Source organism: Pseudonocardia zijingensis, from assembly GCF_042657305.1.
In the GTDB taxonomy this organism is placed as follows: Bacteria; Actinomycetota; Actinomycetes; order Mycobacteriales; family Pseudonocardiaceae; genus Pseudonocardia; species Pseudonocardia zijingensis.
The window spans coordinates 131,239-146,974 of record NZ_JBHSKO010000015.1 but is presented as its reverse complement, the minus strand read 5'-3'; the positions used below and the strand labels follow the sequence as shown (position 1 = coordinate 146,974).

The window sequence follows — 15,736 nt, the reverse complement described above, 5'->3', positions numbered from 1 at the left end:
ACACCGTGTCGGTGAGAATCACCGAGTTCGGCCCCGTTGCCGGCGCCAGGGGAGGACCAGGCGATGCTCGTGGGACGGCGCGCCGAGCACACGACGCTCGAGCAGTTGCTGGCCCGGGCCCGGGGCGGCGACAGCAGCGTGCTGGTGGTGCGTGGGGAAGCAGGCATCGGCAAGACCGCCCTGCTGCAGCACGTGCGTGGGTCGGCCGTGGCGGCCGGGTTCACGGTCCAGGACGCGGCCGGGGTGGAGGCCGAGGCGGAGTTCGCGTTCGCGGGCCTGCACCAGTTGTGCGCACCGCTGCTGGCGCGGGCGGCGGCACTGCCCGAGCCGCAGCAGGCCGCCCTCGGGGTGGCGTTCGGTATACGCGAGGGGGCGGCGCCGGACCGGTTCCTGGTCGGGCTCGCCGTGCTGAGCCTGCTGGCCGAGGTGGCCGAGGACGGGCCGCTGCTGTGCCTGGTGGACGACGCGCAGTGGCTGGACCAGGCGTCCGCGCAGGTCCTGGCGTTCGTGGCCCGGCGGGTGGCGGCCGAGCGGGTGGTGATGGTGTTCGGGCTGCGCGACCCCGGTGGTGCCGCCGTCGACGCGTTCACCGGCTTGCCGGAGCTGCACGTGGCGGGGCTGGGGGAGTCCGACGCCCGGACGCTGCTGGCCACCGCGGTGCGCGCACCGCTGGACGACCTGGTGCGCGACCGGATCGTGGCCGAGGCGCGCGGCAACCCGCTGGCGCTCCTGGAGCTACCCCGGGGTGCGGCGGCGGCGCAGCTGGCAGGCGGCTTCGAGCTGCCCGACGTGGTGAGCGTTCCGCACCGGGTGGAGGACGGCTTCCGGCGTCGCGCGGGCAGCCTGCCGCCCGAGTCGCAGCTGCTGCTGGTGGTCGCAGCGGCCGAGCCGACCGGTGACCCGGCGTTGCTGTGGCGCGCGGCCGCGCAGCTGGGGATCGCCCCCGAAGCGGCCACGGCGGCGGAGGCCGCCGGGCTGCTGGAGCTCGGCACCCGGGTGCGGTTCCGGCACCCGCTCGTGCGCTCGGCGGTCTACCGTGCGGCCACCCCGCCCGACCAGCGCCGCGCGCACGGCGCGCTGGCCGCCGCCACCGACCCGCAGGTCGACCCCGACCGGCGGGCCTGGCACCGCGCGCAGGCGGTGGTGGGCACCGACGAGGAGGCCGCCGCTGAGCTGGAGCGCTCGGCCGGACGGGCGCGCGGCCGCGGCGGGCTGGCCGCCGCGGCGGCGTTCCTGCAGCGCGCGGCCGAGCTGACCCCCGAGCCGGTCGTGCGGGCGGGCCGGGCCCTGGACGCCGCGCACGCCAAGTACGAGGCCGGTGCGTCCGAGGCCGCCCTGGAGCTGCTGACGGTGGCGGCGAGCGGGCCGCTGGACTCCCTGCAGCACGCCCGCCTCGAGCTGCTGCGCGCCCAGATCGCGTTCCACCGGGCGAGGGGCGGCGACGGGCCGCGGATGCTGCTGGACGCCGCCCGGAGCCTCGCGCCGCTGGACCCGGCGCTGAGCCGCGCGACCTACCTGGACGCGCTCGACGCGGCGATCGTCACCGGCGGCGTCGGCCCCGGGGGCGGCCTGCGGGAGGTGGCCGAGGCCGCTCGGGCCGCGCCCGCACCACCCGCGTCACCGACTCCGCCGGATCTGCTGCTCGACGGGCTCGTCACGACGTTCACGCAGGGCTACGCGGAGGGCGTGCCCGAGCTGCGGCGGGCACTGGCGGCCTTCGCCCACCCCGAGCGCGACGCTCGTGACCCCGACGGCAGCGGCAACCGCCGCTGGCTGTGGCTGGCCAGCCGCACCGCGATGTCCGTGTTCGACGACGAGCTGGTCCACGCGTTGGCCGCCAGCCATGTCCGGCTGGCCCGGGAGGCCGGCGCGCTGGCCACGCTCCCGGCGGCACTGCTCGTCCAGTCCGTCATGCTGGTGCTCTCCGGCGAGTTCGGCCGGGCCGCCGAGCAGACGGCGCTCGCGGCCGCCACCAGGACGGTGCCCCTGCTGCACGCCCAGCTCATCCTGGCCGCCTGGCGCGGCCGCTCGGACGAGACCACCGAGATCCAGGCGACCCTCGTCCGGGAGGCCGCCGGCCGCGGGCGCGGCACCGAGGACGCCCTGACGCAGTACGCCATGGCGGTGCTGCACAACGGCCTCGGCGACTACCCCGCAGCTGAGGCCGCGGCGGTTCGGGCCTTCGAGTCCGACGAGCTGACCCACAGCAACCTGGCCCATTCCGAACTCATCGAAGCGGCGTGCCGCAGCGGCCGGCCGGAGAGCGCGGCCGATGCGCTGGACCAGCTCACCGTGCGGGCCCGCGCCAGCGGCACCCCGTGGGGGCTCGGGCTGGCGGCGCGCTCCCGGGCGCTGCGCAGCACCGGCCCGGCCGCCGAGGAGCTCTACCGGGAGGCGATCGAGCGGCTCCGCGAGTGCCGGCTGTCCACCCAGCTGGCCCGCGCTCATCTCGTCTACGGCGAGTGGCTGCGCCGCGAGGGCCGCCGCCTCAGCGCCCGCCAGCAGCTGCGCACCGCCCACCAGCTGCTGTCGGGCATGGGCGCGGAAGCGTTCGCCGCGCGCGCCGCGCGCGAACTGCGCGCCACCGGGGAGCGCCCCCGCAGCAGGTCCGCCCAGCCGTCCGATGCGCTCACCGCGCAGGAGCAGACGATCGCCCGGCTGGTGGCCACCGGGGCGACGTCCCGGGAGGTCGGCGCGCAGCTGTTCCTCAGCCCGCGCACGATCGAAGCCCACCTGCGCAACATCTTCCGCAAGCTCGGCATCACCTCCCGCCGGCAGCTCCGGGACCTGCAGCTGCCCTGACCGGGTAGGTGAGCCGGCGCAGCAGCACCTCCGCCGGACCGCGGATGCCCGCGGTGTCGAGCCGGTACGCGACGACGACGGTCAGCACCCACACCCCGATCCCGACGAGCGCGGCGGTGGCGCTGGTCAGGTGCGCCCCGAGCCCGAAGCCCCACGCCGCCAGCAGGGGCACGAAGACCAGCGACTGCGCCAGGTACCCCGACAGCGACCGGCGGCCCAGCGCGACGAGTGCCCGGACCGGCAGGGGCGGGGTCGCGCCGCTGATCCGGTGGGCGATCAGCCCGAACACCGCGGCGACGCCGACGCCGGCGAAGATGCCGGTGAACAGGTGGAAGGACACGAAGGCCGACGGGTTGGGCACCACGAGCACGCCGAGGTGGAGCAGCGCCTGCAGCGATCCCAGGCCCCAGCCGACCACGAGCCCGACCACGGCGGTGCGGCGCAGCAGCGGGAGGTGGCGGCCGGGTTCCTCGAGGACACGGCGGCGGGCGGCGAGGATCCCGATGAGGAACGCGGCCGGCAGGACGAGCCCGGCCAGCGAGGAGATCGGGGTGGGTGCCCACAGAACCAGCCGGAGCAGGACCGAGGCGAGGTAGCTCGGCTCGGCGGCCGCCTGTTGCTGCAGGGCGGTCGCCCCCGGCCCGGCGGGCGCGAACTGGCCGAGGGCGGCGAGGGCGAGGTTGCCGAGCGCGGCGACGCCGAGCAGCGCCCCGATCCAGATCGTCAGCGTGCGGTCGGCGCGGTGCAGGAACAGCGGCACGAGCACCAGCCCGAGGACCCCGTAGGTGCTGAGGATGTCGCCCTGCCACAGCAGCGCGGCGTGGACCAGGCCGAACGCGAGCAGCCACCAGTGCCGGGTGCGCAGGAGCCGGTGGACGGCGGGCTCGGGGCTGCCTGCGGCGATCCGCCGCGCGTGGAGCTGGCCGATGCCGTAGGCGAACAGCAACCCGAACAGCGTCCAGGCCCGCCCGTCGACGAACACGATCGTCGCGGCCTGCGCGATCCGGTCGGCGATGCCGCCCTCGGCCGGGTGCAGCAGGGTGGAGCCGAGCGCGGAGGTCCAGAGGAACCACGGCACGTGGGCGAGCGCGATGAGCAGCAGCATCAACCCGCGGGCGAGGTCGGGGGCCAGTGCCCGCTCGGCCACCGGGGTCGGCGCCGCGGCCCCGGGGATCGCGGTCGTCATCGGGCCCGCTTGAGGAGCACCAGGATGTCGGTGGCGGCCGTGCCGACGTGCGGCTGCAGGCTGCTCACGGCCTCCCACCCCTGGCGGCCCAGCTCGTCGAGCTGACGCTCCATCTCCTCGTGGTCGAACCCCTTCCAGCCGAGCTCGAACTTCACGATCTTGTGCTCGAAGGCCCTTGTCATGTTCCCAGCCGACACCGTGCCGTGGCGGCAGGGTCAAGCGGCGTGCCACTGAGTGGCAACAGCTGCTGGGGCCGGCGGGCCGCCGCCGTCAGGATGAGCGCGGCAGCGGCCCATCGGAGGGCCCAGCGGAGGGAGTGGCATGGCGCGGGACGTCGTGGAGTCGGTACACGTCGGCGAGGTGGAGCTGACCTACCGGCTCGCCGGGGACGGCCCGGAGCTGGTGGTCCTCCTCCACGGGTGGCCCCAGACGCGGGCCTGCTGGCGCGAGGTCGTCGGCCCGCTGAGCCGCGGCCGCACGGTGGTGGCCCCCGACCTGCGCGGGTACGGCGACTCGGGGCTCGCCGCGTCCGGGTACGGCAAGCGCGCCACGGCCGGGGACCTGAGCGGCCTGATCCGGCACCTGGGGCACGAGTCGGCGATCGTGGTCGGGCACGACCGCGGCGCCCGCGTGGCCCACCGCTGGGCCCTCGACCGCCCGGCGGAGATCGACGCGCTGGTGCTGCTGGACATCCTGCCGACGCGCGTGGTGATGAACTCGTTCGACCGCGACTCGGCCACCGCGATGTTCCACTGGTTCCTGCACCGGCACACGGACCTGGCCGAGACGCTGATCGCGGGCAACGTCGAGGCCTACCTGCGGCACTTCTTCGCCCGGGTGCTCGAGACCGGTGCGGTCGACGCGGAGACGTTCCGGCACTACGTGGCCGCCTTCAGCGACCGCGCGCACCTGCGGGCCTCGCTCGAGGACTACCGGACCGGCTTCACCACCGACCTCGAGCTCGACGAGGACGACCATGCCCGCGGCGCGCGGGTGCAGGCGCCGCTGCTCGCCCTCTGGGGCGGCGAGGGCGGTCTCGCCGGGCGCGATGTGGTCGGCGTCTGGCAGGAGCACCACGCCGACCCGGGCGCGGTGCGCGGGCAGGCGCTCCCGTGCGGCCACTACCTGCCCGAGGAGGTGCCCGGGGACGTCGTCGACGCGGTCGAGGAGTTCCTCGCGCTCGTGCGGCCGCGGGTGGAGCTGTCCTCGTGACCGTGCTCGACCTGACCGCCGAACAGCTGCTCACCACCACCCGCTCGGTGCGCCACCGCCTCGACCTCGACCGGCCCGTCGACCCGGCGCTGCTGCGCCGCTGCGTGGAGATCGCGCTGCAGGCCCCGTCGGGCCGCAACGAGCAGGGCTGGAACTTCGTGGTGGTGACCGACCCGCAGCGCAAGGCCGCGCTCGCCCGGCTGTGGCGCCGTGGCCTCGGCCAGGGCGACAGTCCCATGTCCGAGGCGGCGCTGCGCCGCGCGTACACCGCACCCGGGTCGATGGAGAAGGTGTGGAGCGGCCTGCGCCACCTCTCCGACAACCTGCACCGGGTGCCCGCGCTCGTGGTGCCGTGCATCGAGGGGCGGACCGACGGCCTCGGCGCCGACCGGCAGGCGAGCCACTGGGGCTCGGTGCTCCCCGCGGTGTGGAGCTTCATGCTCGCCGCCCGCCTGCACGGTCTCGGCACGGTGTGGACCACCGGCAACATGGCGGTGGAGCGGGAGGTCGCCGAGCTCCTCGGGATCCCCTACGACGAGGTGATGCAGGCCGCGGTGATCCCGGTGGCCCACACCGTCGGCACCTCGTTCCGGCCCGCGCCACGCGTGTCGGTCGACGAGGTGCTGCACTGGGAGACCTGGTAGCGCGGGCTCAGCCGGCCGTGGGGAACAGGTCCGGTTCGAGCTCGGGCCGCACGTGGTCGTGCTCGGGCAGGTCCACCCCGGCGAGCCGCTCGGCCAGGTCGTGGCAGGTGAGGACCGGTACGTCACCGGCGTCGAGGATGTGGCCGACGAGCTGCTCGAAGGCCACCGCGCGCGACGCCCTCCCCGTGAGGAACGGGTGGTTGGTCAGCATGAACAGCGAGCCGAACCGGCGCATGGCGTCGACCTCGGCCTTCCACATCGCCAGCACCTCGGACGGGTTGGTGATCTGCTGCCCGATCTGCGGGAACGGGAGGAACGCGTACTGCTCCCAGTCGTCGAGCGACCAGTGCGGGGGCAGCTCGACGATCGGGCCGCCGGGGGTGCGGACGCGGTAGGGCGCGTCGCGCGACATGAGCGAGCTGTCGTAGGTCAGGCCGTGCTCGGCGACGATCGCCGGGGTGGACCAGCTCGCCTCCCAGAGCCCGGCGCGGTGCCCGTGGATCGGCACGCCGATGTCGGCGAAGACGTCCATCGCGCGGGCGAAGTCGCGCCGTTCCTCGTCGGACGTCATGGAGGTGGCGGGCACGTGGCTGTAGGAGTGGTGCGCGATCTCGTGCCCGGCCGCGGCGATCCGCTCGACGAGCGCGGGACGGCGCTCGGCCACCCAGCCGGGGAAGAAGAAGGTGGCGGGCACCCGCAGGTCCGCGAGGATGTCCAGCAGCCGGGGCACCCCGACGTCGGGGCCGAACTGCTGGTGGCTGATGGCCATGGCGTGGTCGGCGGCCGCGGCGTCGGCGGACAGGATGCCGGTCTCGGCGTCGACGTCGAAGGTGAGGCAGGCGACGGCGGAGGCGCCCTCGGGCAGCCAGGCGCTGGTGGTCATGCGGTTTCTCCCAGGGCGAAGGAGTCGGTGGTGGTCAGGAACTCGCCGCCGATCCGGCCGAGCGCGGTCATCCTGTCGTGCCGGATCCGGCCGCGCGGGTCGAGCAGGCCGGGCCGGACGTGGAACGCGAGGACGCGCGCCACCACGAGCACGGCGCCGCCGAGCGGCACGAGCCGGTCGAGGACGCACTCCATGGCCAGCGGCGCGTCGCGCACGCGGGGCGCGCGGACGAGGCACGAGCCGGTGGCGGCGACCCCGGCCTCGGTGAACTCGTCGACATCGGCCGGGTGCTCGTGCGAGGTGATCCACATCTGCGGGCCCAGTGCCTCGGGCACGGTGTTGATCACGAGGTCGGAGCCCGCGCGCAGGTTCGCCAGCGTGTCCTTGTCCCCGCCGCCGTCGTCGCGCGGCTCGATGGTCACCCCCAGCATCGGCGGCTCGGTCGAGAGCACCGAGAAGTAGCTGAAGGGAGCTAGGTTCGGCACGCCCGTGGCCGGGGCGGTGGTCGAGACCCAGGCGATGGGGCGGGGCACCACGCCGCCGAGCAGCAGCCTGCGCACCTGGTCGAGGCCGAGATCGCCGGGACGCAGCACGGTGGGGGCGGTCATGCGGTCACCACGTGCCGGGTGCGGACGCCCGCGGCGGTGAGCAGCCGGTCGGCCACGGGCACGGCGAGCGCCGCCACGAGGATCCCCTGCACCGGCGGCAACCCCCAGGCGAGCTGCTCGGTGACGAAGGCGGCCCCGACACCCGCCGCGTAGGCGGCGACGCAGCTCCAGCGCACCGCCAGGAACGTCGTGTCCGCCACCGCGGGCAGCGTCCCGCGCCAGACGAACAGGTGGTCGCCGATGATCGTGCCGCCCAGCGGCGGGATGAGGATGCCCAGCGCGATCAGGAACTGCGGCAGGCTCTCGTAGATCCCGGTGAGCGCGAGCGCGATCGCCACGGCCACGCCGCCGATGACGAAGGGGCGCTTGCGCGGCCGCCCGAACAGCTCGGCCCCCGCCACGCCGAACGCGTAGGCGGTGTTCTCCTGCGTCGTCCAGGTCTTGAGGAACAGGATCGCCAGCGCGCCGACCGCGAACTCGAACTGCATGACCACGGCGATGACGTCGCCGGTGCGGTAGGCCACGGCGCCGAGCGCGCCGAGCAGCAGCATCATCCCGTTGCACAGCACGAACGCGCCGAACGCCGCGACGAACGCCTGGCGCGGCCGCCGGGCGAACCGGCTCCAGTTCGGGGTCTGAGTGCCGCCGCTGACGAACGTGCCGACCACGGTGGTGACCGCGGTGGCCCAGGTGAGCGTCTGCGCGCCGTCGGGGTTCCAGGACAACAGCGCGCCGGGCCCGCCGGCCACGCCGACGGCCTGCACGGTGACCCAGGCGAAGAGCACGAGGACGAGCGGAACCGACACGGCGCTCAGCAACTCCAGCCCGCGGAAGCCGTAGTAGGCGGCCACCGCGGTCAACGCCGATCCGACGACCACCACGACCGGGGTGAACGCGGTGTCCAGCCCGGTGGCGCGCATCGCCAGGTCGGCGAGCAGCACGGTGGTGACGGCGTACCAGCAGACCTGGGTGCCCCCGAGTAGCAGCCCGGCCAGCTTCGCCCCGTGGTGGCCCAGGCTGAACCGGGCCAGCAGCACGGTGGTCAGCCCGGTGCGCGCCCCGATGACGGCGAGCACCGCGACGTAGAGGCCGAGGACGAGGCTGCCGACGGCCAGCACCGACAGCAGCTCGCCCGCGGGGAACGCTCCGGCGATCCGGGCGCCGGAGAGCATCGTGGGGGTGAAGATCACGAACCCGGCGAGCACCACGAACAGCGGCCAGAACCCGCGGCGCGCCGCTCGCGGCACCTCGCTCTGCGGGTAGTCGTCGTTCGCGGCGGCCGTGTCCGGCCGCACCTCGTCGGGGCCGTCCTGCCAGGTCTGTGTGGTCACGGTCGTGAGCGAAGCAGCCCTCGGCTCGGGCCGGATATGGAGATTCGCCCACCACATCGGGCGTGGCACTGGTTTCATCACCAGTGTGTTGACGCTGCGCGCACTCGCCGACGACCCCCGGCTGCGGCTCCGGACGTTGGTCACCGGTGACCGGGACTGGACCGCGCCGGTGCGGTGGGTGCACAACACCGAGCTCGCCGACCCCTCGCCGTACCTGCGTGCCGACGAGCTCGTCATGACCAACGGCGTGTGGTGTCAGGGCGACGACGCCGCCAGGACCGATGCGGCCGAGCACTTCGTCCGCGCGCTGGCCGACGCGGGTGCCGCGGGCATGGTGTTCGGGCTGCGCCGCGAGGTGCCGCAGGTGCCCGCGGCGGTGGTCCGGGCATGCCGCCGAGCCGGCATGGCGCTGCTCGAGCTGCCCATCACGATCCCGTTCACCGCGATCTCGCAGGCCGCGGCCGGGCACTACTCGCAGGAGCGCCAGCACGACCTGCTGGACCAGGTCCGGCGCAACAACGCGCTGGTGGAGGCCATCTCCCGCGGGGCGGGCGCCGCCGGGGTGCTCGACGTGCTCGGCGCGGAACGGCCGGAGCTCGCGGTGTGCGTCGTCGACCGCTTGGGGCGGATCCCGGCCGACCGCGGGGTCGGGCTCACCGCCGCCGACGGCGAGGCGGTGGCCGCGGCGCTCGGCAGGCGGCCCCCACCGCTGGAGCTGGAGCTGGGCGAGCGCGGCCCGGTCACCCTGTTCCTGGTGCCGACGGTCGGGGCGGCCGGGATCGGAGCGGTGCTGGTCTGCCGCGGGCGTCCGACGGAGCTGTCCGGAGCCGACCTCGCGTCGCTGGAGCAGGCGGCCCGGTTCCTCAGCCTGGAGGTGGCCCGGGAGGAGCTGTCGCGCTCGGTCGAGGCCCGCTTCGCCGGGGAGCTGTTGGAGCTCATCGCGTCGGGGGCGCGGGAGGAGGTGGTGGCCGAACGGCTGCGCGCCTTCGGGGTGGACGCCGCCGCGCCGATGGCGGTCTGCGCGCTCGCCGCCCGTACCGGTGGTGACGCCCACCTCGTGTCGGCCGAGGCGGTCGTGCGGGCGCTGACCGAACGGCACGTACCGGCCGTGGTCGCCGAGAGCGGAGGGGAGATCATCACGATCTTCCCGTGGCCGCGCCCGGAGCCGGAGCTGATCACGTTCGTCCGTGACCTGATGGGCGGAACGGAACTGGTGGCGGGGCTGAGCGGGGTGGCCCGGGGGATCGGCGCGCTGCGCCCGGCGCTGCGGGAGGCGCGCGAGTGCACCCGGGTGCTGCGGTCGCGGCCGTCCGGACCGCGGGTGCGGCGGTTCGACGAGCTCGGCGGCCACCGGCTGCTGCTGGGGCGCCACGACGCCGAGGGGCTGCGCGCCGTGGCCGCCGCGGTGCTGGACCCGCTGCGCAGGCACGACGCGGAGCGAGGCAGCGACCTGGTGCCCAGCCTGCAGGCGTTCCTCGACCACGACGGCAACTGGAACGCCACGGCGACGTACCTGTCCGTGCACGTCAACACGCTGCGCAACCGGCTGACGCGGGTCACCGAGCTCACCGGGCTCGACGTCGCGCGCACCGCCGACCGGGTCGACCTGTTCCTGGCCCTCGAGGCCGACCGGTCGGCGGCAGGAGCGGCGCTCAGCCCGCCGACCCGACCACCTCGATCGCGAGATCGGTCAGCTCGGCACCGTTGATCCCGACGACGTCCTGCGGGCAGGACGACACGACGAACAGGCAGTCCAGCTCCGCGCGGAACGTGATCGAGTCGCCGGCGCGCGTGCGGGCCGCGCCCCACTCGATCCGGCCGTCGGCCACCGGGATGTTCATGAACACGTTGATCGGCTGCGGGGTGTGCGCGACGGACAGGCCGTGCTCGGCGAGCGCCTCGGCGAGGTTCTGCGCGCACGAGCGGTGGTCCGGCACACCGAGCAGGGCGTACCGCGTCGGGTCGCACGCCGGGATGAGCATGTCGTGCAGGCCGGGGGAGTCGTCCGCCACCAGCGTCAGGATCTCCCGGCGGCGGTTGGTCACGAACGGCTCGCCGATCGCGGGGAAGAGCCGGTCCACCCGGGCGCGGGTGTGCGCCGCGCTGTGGAACTCGCCCGGGTCGTCGGCTGTGAAGGCGAACACGTCGCCGACCTGTCCGCCCGCGACGTCGACGACGCGGACGGTCTGGCCCGCGGCGAGGCGGATCGAGCGGGCGTGGCGGGCGGGGACGATCGTGCGATCGGTGGTGGTGGGCAGCATGCGGCGAGCACACCACCGCGGGCACTCGTCCTGCGATGGAGATCCGCCCAGCCGTCGACCTGAAGGCTGTGCGTTGGTACATCAGCGGTCCGGGCCGGCGCGCCGCATGCTGGTCCCGACCGCGCGGCCCCGGGGAGGAACATGACCACGTCCGAAGCACCGGCATCGGAGTCCGTGCGGCACGCGCTCGAGCGGGCGCACACCTGCGCCCACCTCGGCGCCCTCGCCGTGCTCGACGAGCGGGGCGCGGCGCGCGCGGCCGCCGAGCTCGACGCGGCCCGTGGCCCGCGGGGCCCGCTGCACGGGATCCCGGTGGTGGTCAAGGACAACATCGACGTCGAGGGGCTCCCCAGCCGCGCGGGCTCGGCGCTGCTGCCCGGCGAGCCGGCCCGCACCGACGCCACGGCGGTGCGGCGGTTGCGCGAGGCGGGCGCGGTCGTGCTCGGCAAGGCGGCGATGCACGAGCTGGCCTACGGGCCCACCGGGGACCGGTCGGTCACCGGCCCGGTGCGCAACCCGCACGCTCCCGACCGGATCACCGGGGGCTCCTCGAGCGGCAGCGCGGCCGCCGTCGCGGCGGGCATCGTGCCGGTGGCGCTCGGCACGGACACCGGCGGATCGGTGCGCATCCCGGCCGCGCTGTGCGGCGTGGTCGGTTTCAAGCCCGCGCACGGCGCGGTGCCCGACGACGGGGTGCTCCCGCTCGCCCGCAGCCTCGACGTCGTCGGCGTGCTCGCGCAGAGCGTGGAGCTGTGCGCGCTGGCCGCGGGAGTGCTCACCGGCCGCGGGCCGGCCGCGGTACCCGTCCCGCAGATCGGCTGGCTGTCCACCGCGGCGTGGACGCCGGTCGACCCGCGGGTGGAGCGGGTGGCCCGCGCCGCGGTTCCCGCGCACGACGACGTGCGGCTGGAGGGGGCCGCGGACTGGCCCGCGGCGTTCACCGCGATCCAGAGCGCCGAGGCCTACGCGCTGCACGCAGAGCGCGTCGAACGTCAACCGGACCTGTTCGACCCGGAGGTGCTCGCCCGGCTGCGCGCCGCGGGGCGGGTGCCCGCCTGGTGCCACGTGCGCGCCCTCGAGATCCGTCGCCGCGCGATCGACGAGGTGCGCGCCGTGCTGGACGGGCCGGTTGTGATCGCCTCACCCGCCGTGGCCGTCACCGCGCCGCGGATCGGGCAGCGCCGCCTGGCCGTCGACGGGAGCCGGGCCGGGGTGCGCCCGACGCTGCTGGCCCTGACCAGCCCGTGGAACCTGGTGGGCCTGCCCGCGATCACCGTGCCCGCAGGCACCGTCGACGGGTTGCCGGTCGGGGTGCAGCTGGTGGCCCTGCCCGGGCAGGAGGACGCGCTGTTCGCCGCGGCGGCGGCGGTGACCCACTCCGAGATCTCAAGCCCCGGCGTGAGTTCAGGAAAGCCACATTCAGGGCCGCAGAGGCCTTGAATGTGGCTTTCCTGAACCGGCGGCGCCCTCAATCGGGGGTGCGCATCCGCTCCTGCACCAGCTGTGCGCCGCGCAGCACGGCGGGCGCGTGTGCCCGGATGCCCTCGATGTTGCCGGTCCGGCTGCTGGGCGCCGCGATGCCCAGCGCTGCGATCGGGTTGCCCGACGCGTCGTACAGTGCGACGCCGACCGCCGAGACGCCGTCGGCGCTCTCCTCGAAGTTGAGCGCGTATCCCTGGGCGCGGACCTCGGCCAGCTGCTCGAGCAACGCGTCGCGGTCGGTCAGCGACGTCGCCGTGCCGGCCGGGAGCGTCTTGTCGGGGTAGCGGCGCTCGACCTCGGCGGTGGGCAGCGCGGCGAGGATGGCCTTGCCCACCGCGGACGCGTGAGCCTGCCGGACGATCCCGGTGCGGTTGCCGACCCGTACCGAGCGGCCGCTCTCGACGCAGTCGATGAACCGGACGGACGTGCCCTCCAGCACCGCGAGGCTCGTCGTCTCCTGCGACTGTTCCTGCACCTGTTCCAGAACCGGGCGGGCGATGCGGCGGATGTCGATCCGGTTGATCGCCACCAGCCCGATCTCGTGCAGCGCCGGGCCGGGGCGGTAGGCCCCGTTGGGGCGGTTCTGCATCACGAACCCCCGCCGGCGCAGGGCGCTGAGCAGGCGGTGTGCGGTGGAGCGGGCGACCCCGAGCAGATCCGCCGCCTCAGCGACCCGGATGGCCTGGCGTTCGGCGACCAGCTGCAGCAGCCACAGCGCGTTGTCGACCGAGGTGACGCCGCCGGCGTCGCTGGGTTCGACGTCCGGTCGCGCCACCCTCGGACGATCATCATTCGGCACTTCAGAATTCTATCCGCGACGGTTCGAGGGAAGAGAATGATGCGCTGCTCGTGACGGGGTGATGTTGCCCGATCGGGCAACGTTGTCGGTACGCTACCCGGCATGTCCGACGAGAGCGCACCGGGTGGGTCCGACCTGGGGGCGCGCCTGCGTGCCCTGCGGGCCAGGCACGGGCTCAGCGCGCGCCAGGTGGCCGAGGCCGCCGCGGTGAGCCCGGCGTATCTGTCGCGGCTCGAGCACGGGAAGGTCAGTCCCACCGTCGACACCCTCACCAGGGTGGTCCAGGCGATGGGGGAGTCGGTGGCGAGCCTGTTCGTCGACGACTCGGGCGGCGGCCCGGTGGTCCGCCGCTCCGCCCGGCGCACCGTGCACCACCGCGGGGTGGCCGACGAGATCCTGACCCCGCCGCACGCCACGCGCCTCGAGGTGCTGGAGACGGTGATCGAGCCCGGCGCGGGCAGCGGCCCCGACGACTACCACCACCCCGGCGACGAGGAGTGCGTGGTGGTGCTGGACGGCGCGCTGGTGATGTGGCTCGACGGCGAGCGCCACGACCTGGCCACGGGGGATGCGATCACGTTCGCCTGCCGCACGCCGCACCGGTGGGCCAACCCGGCCGCCCGGCCCGCGCGTGTGTTGTGGGTCATCACGCCGGCGTCCTACTGACGATGACTTATCGAGCAACTTGTGCGTATGGTGTTGTCTGATAGGACATCAGCAACACCGGAGGGCACATCCATGACCCAGCGCACCGAGTACCCCGAACTGGTGGCCACGAGCCGGATCGGCGGGCGCGAGCTGCTCACCCCCACCGCGGTGGCCCCGATGACCCGGGTGAGCGCAGGCGAGCACGGCCGGGCGACCGACCGGATGGCGCGCTACTACGCCGATTTCGCCCGGGGCGGGTTCGGACTGGTCGTCACCGAGGGGATCTACACCGACCACCGCTACAGCCAGGCCTACCCGGCCCAGCCCGGCCTCGCCGACGACGAGCAGGCCGCGGCCTGGCGGCCGGTGGTCGACGCGGTGCACGCCGAGGGCGGCACGATCGTCGCCCAGCTGATGCACGCCGGCGCCCTGTCGCAGGCCCTGGAGACCACGATCGCGCCCTCGGCGGTGGCGCCGAAGGGGCGCAGGATGCCCGACTACGGCGGTGGCGACGGCCCGTTCCCCATGCCATCCGCGGCGAGCGCCGACGACATCCGCGACGCGGTGGCCGGTTTCGCCGCGGCGGCCCGCCGCGCCCGTGACGCCGGGTTCGACGGTGTCGAGGTCCACGGCGCGAACGGCTACCTGCTCGACCAGTTCCTCACCGACTACACCAACCGGCGCACCGACGGCTACGGGGGCGCTGCCACGGGCCGCGCGCGGATCGCCGCCGAGGTCCTCGCGGCGATCCGGGCCGAGGTGGGACCGGACGTCGTCGTAGGCATCCGCATCTCCCAGGCGAAGGTCAACGACGCCCACCACCGCTGGAGCGAGCCCGACGCCCGGGAGATCCTCGCCGTGATCGCCGCCGAGCGCCCCGACTACGTCCACGTGGCGGGCGAGGGCGCCGACTGGGCCTCGGCCGCCGCTGTCGGCACCACCACCCTGACCCGCCTGGCGCGCGCGATCGTCGGCGTCCCCGTGATCGCCAACGGGTCGCTGCACGATCCCGCCGCGGCGCAGAAGCTGCTCGTCGACGGCGAGGCGGACCTGGTGGCGATCGGGCGGGGTGCGATCGTCAACCCGGACTGGCCCGCCCGGGTGCGCGACGGCCGGCCGCTGCGGGCCTGGGAGCGCGGGATCCTGTCCCCGCGCGCCGACCTGGCCACCCAGGACGCCTGGTTCGCCGCGCACGCGGGCGAGGACGGCGCTGCCTGACCCGCGCTGCCTGACCGTCAGGAGCCGCGCCTGCGGTGGGCCACGACGCCCTGGACGACGACCGCCAGGCCGGTGAGCACGAGCACCAGCCCGAAGATCCACATGAGGGTGACGAGGCTGAGGCCGGGGTACAGGAGCACGACGATTCCGCCGGCCACCGACAGGATGCCGCCCGCGATGCCCCATCCCCGGCCCTCCTCGTGCTCGGCGCCGAGCGCGTGGACGATCCTGACGACCCCGGTGAGGACCCACATCGCCCCGATCAGCAGCCCGATCAGTAGCGCGGTCTGGAAGGGGGCGCGCAGGCACAGGAGCCCGACGACGATCGAGACCCCGCCGAGCACCCCGAGCAGGGCCCGCCGGCCCGCGCTCTCGTCGCCGCGGACCGCCGTCACGAGCTGGAGCACGCCGGTGACGACCAGCTGGACGGCGAACAGCCAGGCGACCACCGCGATCGAGACGTCCGGCCAGACCAGGATGAGCACACCGACGAGGACGGTCAGCGCGCCGGCGGCGATCGTCAGGGCGGGCCCGTACCCGGCACCCGGGCGGCCGGGCGCGTCGTGGGCGGGGGCGGCGTGGTCGAAGCTGTCCATCGGGTCCTCCTCGGCTCTGCCTGAGGGACCGTGCCCCGGCCGGCGCGCGGCGGCCTCACCTGCGGG

15 protein-coding genes are annotated in these 15,736 nt (G+C 74.9%); 7 read left to right on the top strand and 8 right to left on the bottom strand.

Annotated features, from left to right (window positions below; all coding sequences use genetic code 11):
• Positions 1-63 precede the first annotated feature (63 nt).
• The gene (locus tag ACFPL3_RS26315) at positions 64-2,802 is read left to right on the top strand and encodes an ATP-binding protein (protein ID WP_379589693.1); all 2,739 of its coding nucleotides are present in this window, start codon (positions 64-66) and stop codon (positions 2,800-2,802) included.
• On the opposite strand, the gene ACFPL3_RS26310 is transcribed toward ACFPL3_RS26315, so the two are convergent.
• Together ACFPL3_RS26310 and ACFPL3_RS26305 are read right to left on the bottom strand one after the other, a co-directional pair.
• Positions 2,762-3,988: a DUF418 domain-containing protein gene (locus tag ACFPL3_RS26310; RefSeq protein WP_343944468.1), complete on the bottom strand. Its 1,227-nt coding sequence runs from the start codon at positions 3,986-3,988 to the stop codon at positions 2,762-2,764. The two genes, ACFPL3_RS26315 and ACFPL3_RS26310, sit on opposite strands and share 41 nt — an antisense overlap.
• Positions 3,985-4,170 (bottom strand): DUF4177 domain-containing protein, encoded by a 186-nt coding sequence (locus ACFPL3_RS26305; RefSeq protein WP_343944467.1) that lies wholly within the window; start codon positions 4,168-4,170, stop codon positions 3,985-3,987. Before ACFPL3_RS26305 ends, ACFPL3_RS26310 begins: the two co-directional genes overlap by 4 nt.
• Before the next feature lie 139 nt (positions 4,171-4,309).
• Here ACFPL3_RS26305 and ACFPL3_RS26300 point away from each other — a divergent pair, with 139 nt between their 5' ends.
• Both ACFPL3_RS26300 and ACFPL3_RS26295 read left to right on the top strand, forming a co-directional pair.
• Complete coding sequence (locus ACFPL3_RS26300; protein WP_343944466.1) at positions 4,310-5,200, top strand: alpha/beta fold hydrolase; 891 nt, start codon at positions 4,310-4,312, stop codon at positions 5,198-5,200.
• Positions 5,197-5,844, top strand: coding sequence for a nitroreductase family protein (locus ACFPL3_RS26295; RefSeq protein WP_343944465.1), 648 nt, complete (start codon positions 5,197-5,199; stop codon positions 5,842-5,844). The genes ACFPL3_RS26300 and ACFPL3_RS26295 overlap by 4 nt, the downstream gene beginning before the upstream one ends.
• A gap of 7 nt (positions 5,845-5,851) precedes the next feature.
• Here ACFPL3_RS26295 and ACFPL3_RS26290 read toward each other — a convergent pair whose 3' ends face one another.
• From ACFPL3_RS26290 to codB, 3 genes are read right to left on the bottom strand one after another with little or no spacing between them, the layout of a single operon-like run.
• Entirely contained in the window at positions 5,852-6,727 is an 876-nt protein-coding gene (locus ACFPL3_RS26290) for a polysaccharide deacetylase family protein (protein WP_343944464.1), read from the bottom strand.
• Positions 6,724-7,335 (bottom strand): flavin reductase family protein, encoded by a 612-nt coding sequence (locus ACFPL3_RS26285; protein ID WP_343944463.1) that lies wholly within the window; start codon positions 7,333-7,335, stop codon positions 6,724-6,726. Before ACFPL3_RS26285 ends, ACFPL3_RS26290 begins: the two co-directional genes overlap by 4 nt.
• Entirely contained in the window at positions 7,332-8,666 is a 1,335-nt protein-coding gene (gene codB, locus ACFPL3_RS26280; protein ID WP_343944462.1) for a cytosine permease, read from the bottom strand. The genes ACFPL3_RS26285 and codB overlap by 4 nt, the downstream gene beginning before the upstream one ends.
• 85 nt (positions 8,667-8,751) lie before the next feature.
• Between codB and ACFPL3_RS26275 the strand changes: the two genes are divergently transcribed.
• On the top strand, positions 8,752-10,374 hold the full coding sequence (locus tag ACFPL3_RS26275) for a PucR family transcriptional regulator (protein WP_343944461.1): 1,623 nt from the start codon (positions 8,752-8,754) through the stop codon (positions 10,372-10,374).
• Here the strand turns inward: ACFPL3_RS26275 and ACFPL3_RS26270 are convergent.
• Entirely contained in the window at positions 10,319-10,927 is a 609-nt protein-coding gene (locus tag ACFPL3_RS26270) for an urea carboxylase-associated family protein (protein ID WP_343944460.1), read from the bottom strand. The two genes, ACFPL3_RS26275 and ACFPL3_RS26270, sit on opposite strands and share 56 nt — an antisense overlap.
• A gap of 141 nt (positions 10,928-11,068) precedes the next feature.
• Here ACFPL3_RS26270 and ACFPL3_RS26265 point away from each other — a divergent pair, with 141 nt between their 5' ends.
• Positions 11,069-12,367, top strand: a complete 1,299-nt coding sequence (locus ACFPL3_RS26265) for an amidase (protein ID WP_343944459.1) — start codon at positions 11,069-11,071, stop codon at positions 12,365-12,367.
• Between the two features lie 28 nt (positions 12,368-12,395).
• On the opposite strand, the gene ACFPL3_RS26260 is transcribed toward ACFPL3_RS26265, so the two are convergent.
• Positions 12,396-13,184, bottom strand: a complete 789-nt coding sequence (locus ACFPL3_RS26260) for an IclR family transcriptional regulator (RefSeq protein WP_343944458.1) — start codon at positions 13,182-13,184, stop codon at positions 12,396-12,398.
• A 126-nt stretch (positions 13,185-13,310) separates the two neighbouring features.
• Between ACFPL3_RS26260 and ACFPL3_RS26255 the strand changes: the two genes are divergently transcribed.
• Positions 13,311-13,874: a cupin domain-containing protein gene (locus tag ACFPL3_RS26255; RefSeq protein ID WP_343944457.1), complete on the top strand. Its 564-nt coding sequence runs from the start codon at positions 13,311-13,313 to the stop codon at positions 13,872-13,874.
• 72 nt (positions 13,875-13,946) lie between these two features.
• Positions 13,947-15,074, top strand: a complete 1,128-nt coding sequence (locus ACFPL3_RS26250; RefSeq protein ID WP_343944456.1) for an NADH:flavin oxidoreductase — start codon at positions 13,947-13,949, stop codon at positions 15,072-15,074.
• 17 nt (positions 15,075-15,091) lie between these two features.
• Here ACFPL3_RS26250 and ACFPL3_RS26245 read toward each other — a convergent pair whose 3' ends face one another.
• Positions 15,092-15,670 (bottom strand): HdeD family acid-resistance protein, encoded by a 579-nt coding sequence (locus tag ACFPL3_RS26245; RefSeq protein WP_343944455.1) that lies wholly within the window; start codon positions 15,668-15,670, stop codon positions 15,092-15,094.
• Between the last annotated feature and the right edge of the window lie 66 nt (positions 15,671-15,736).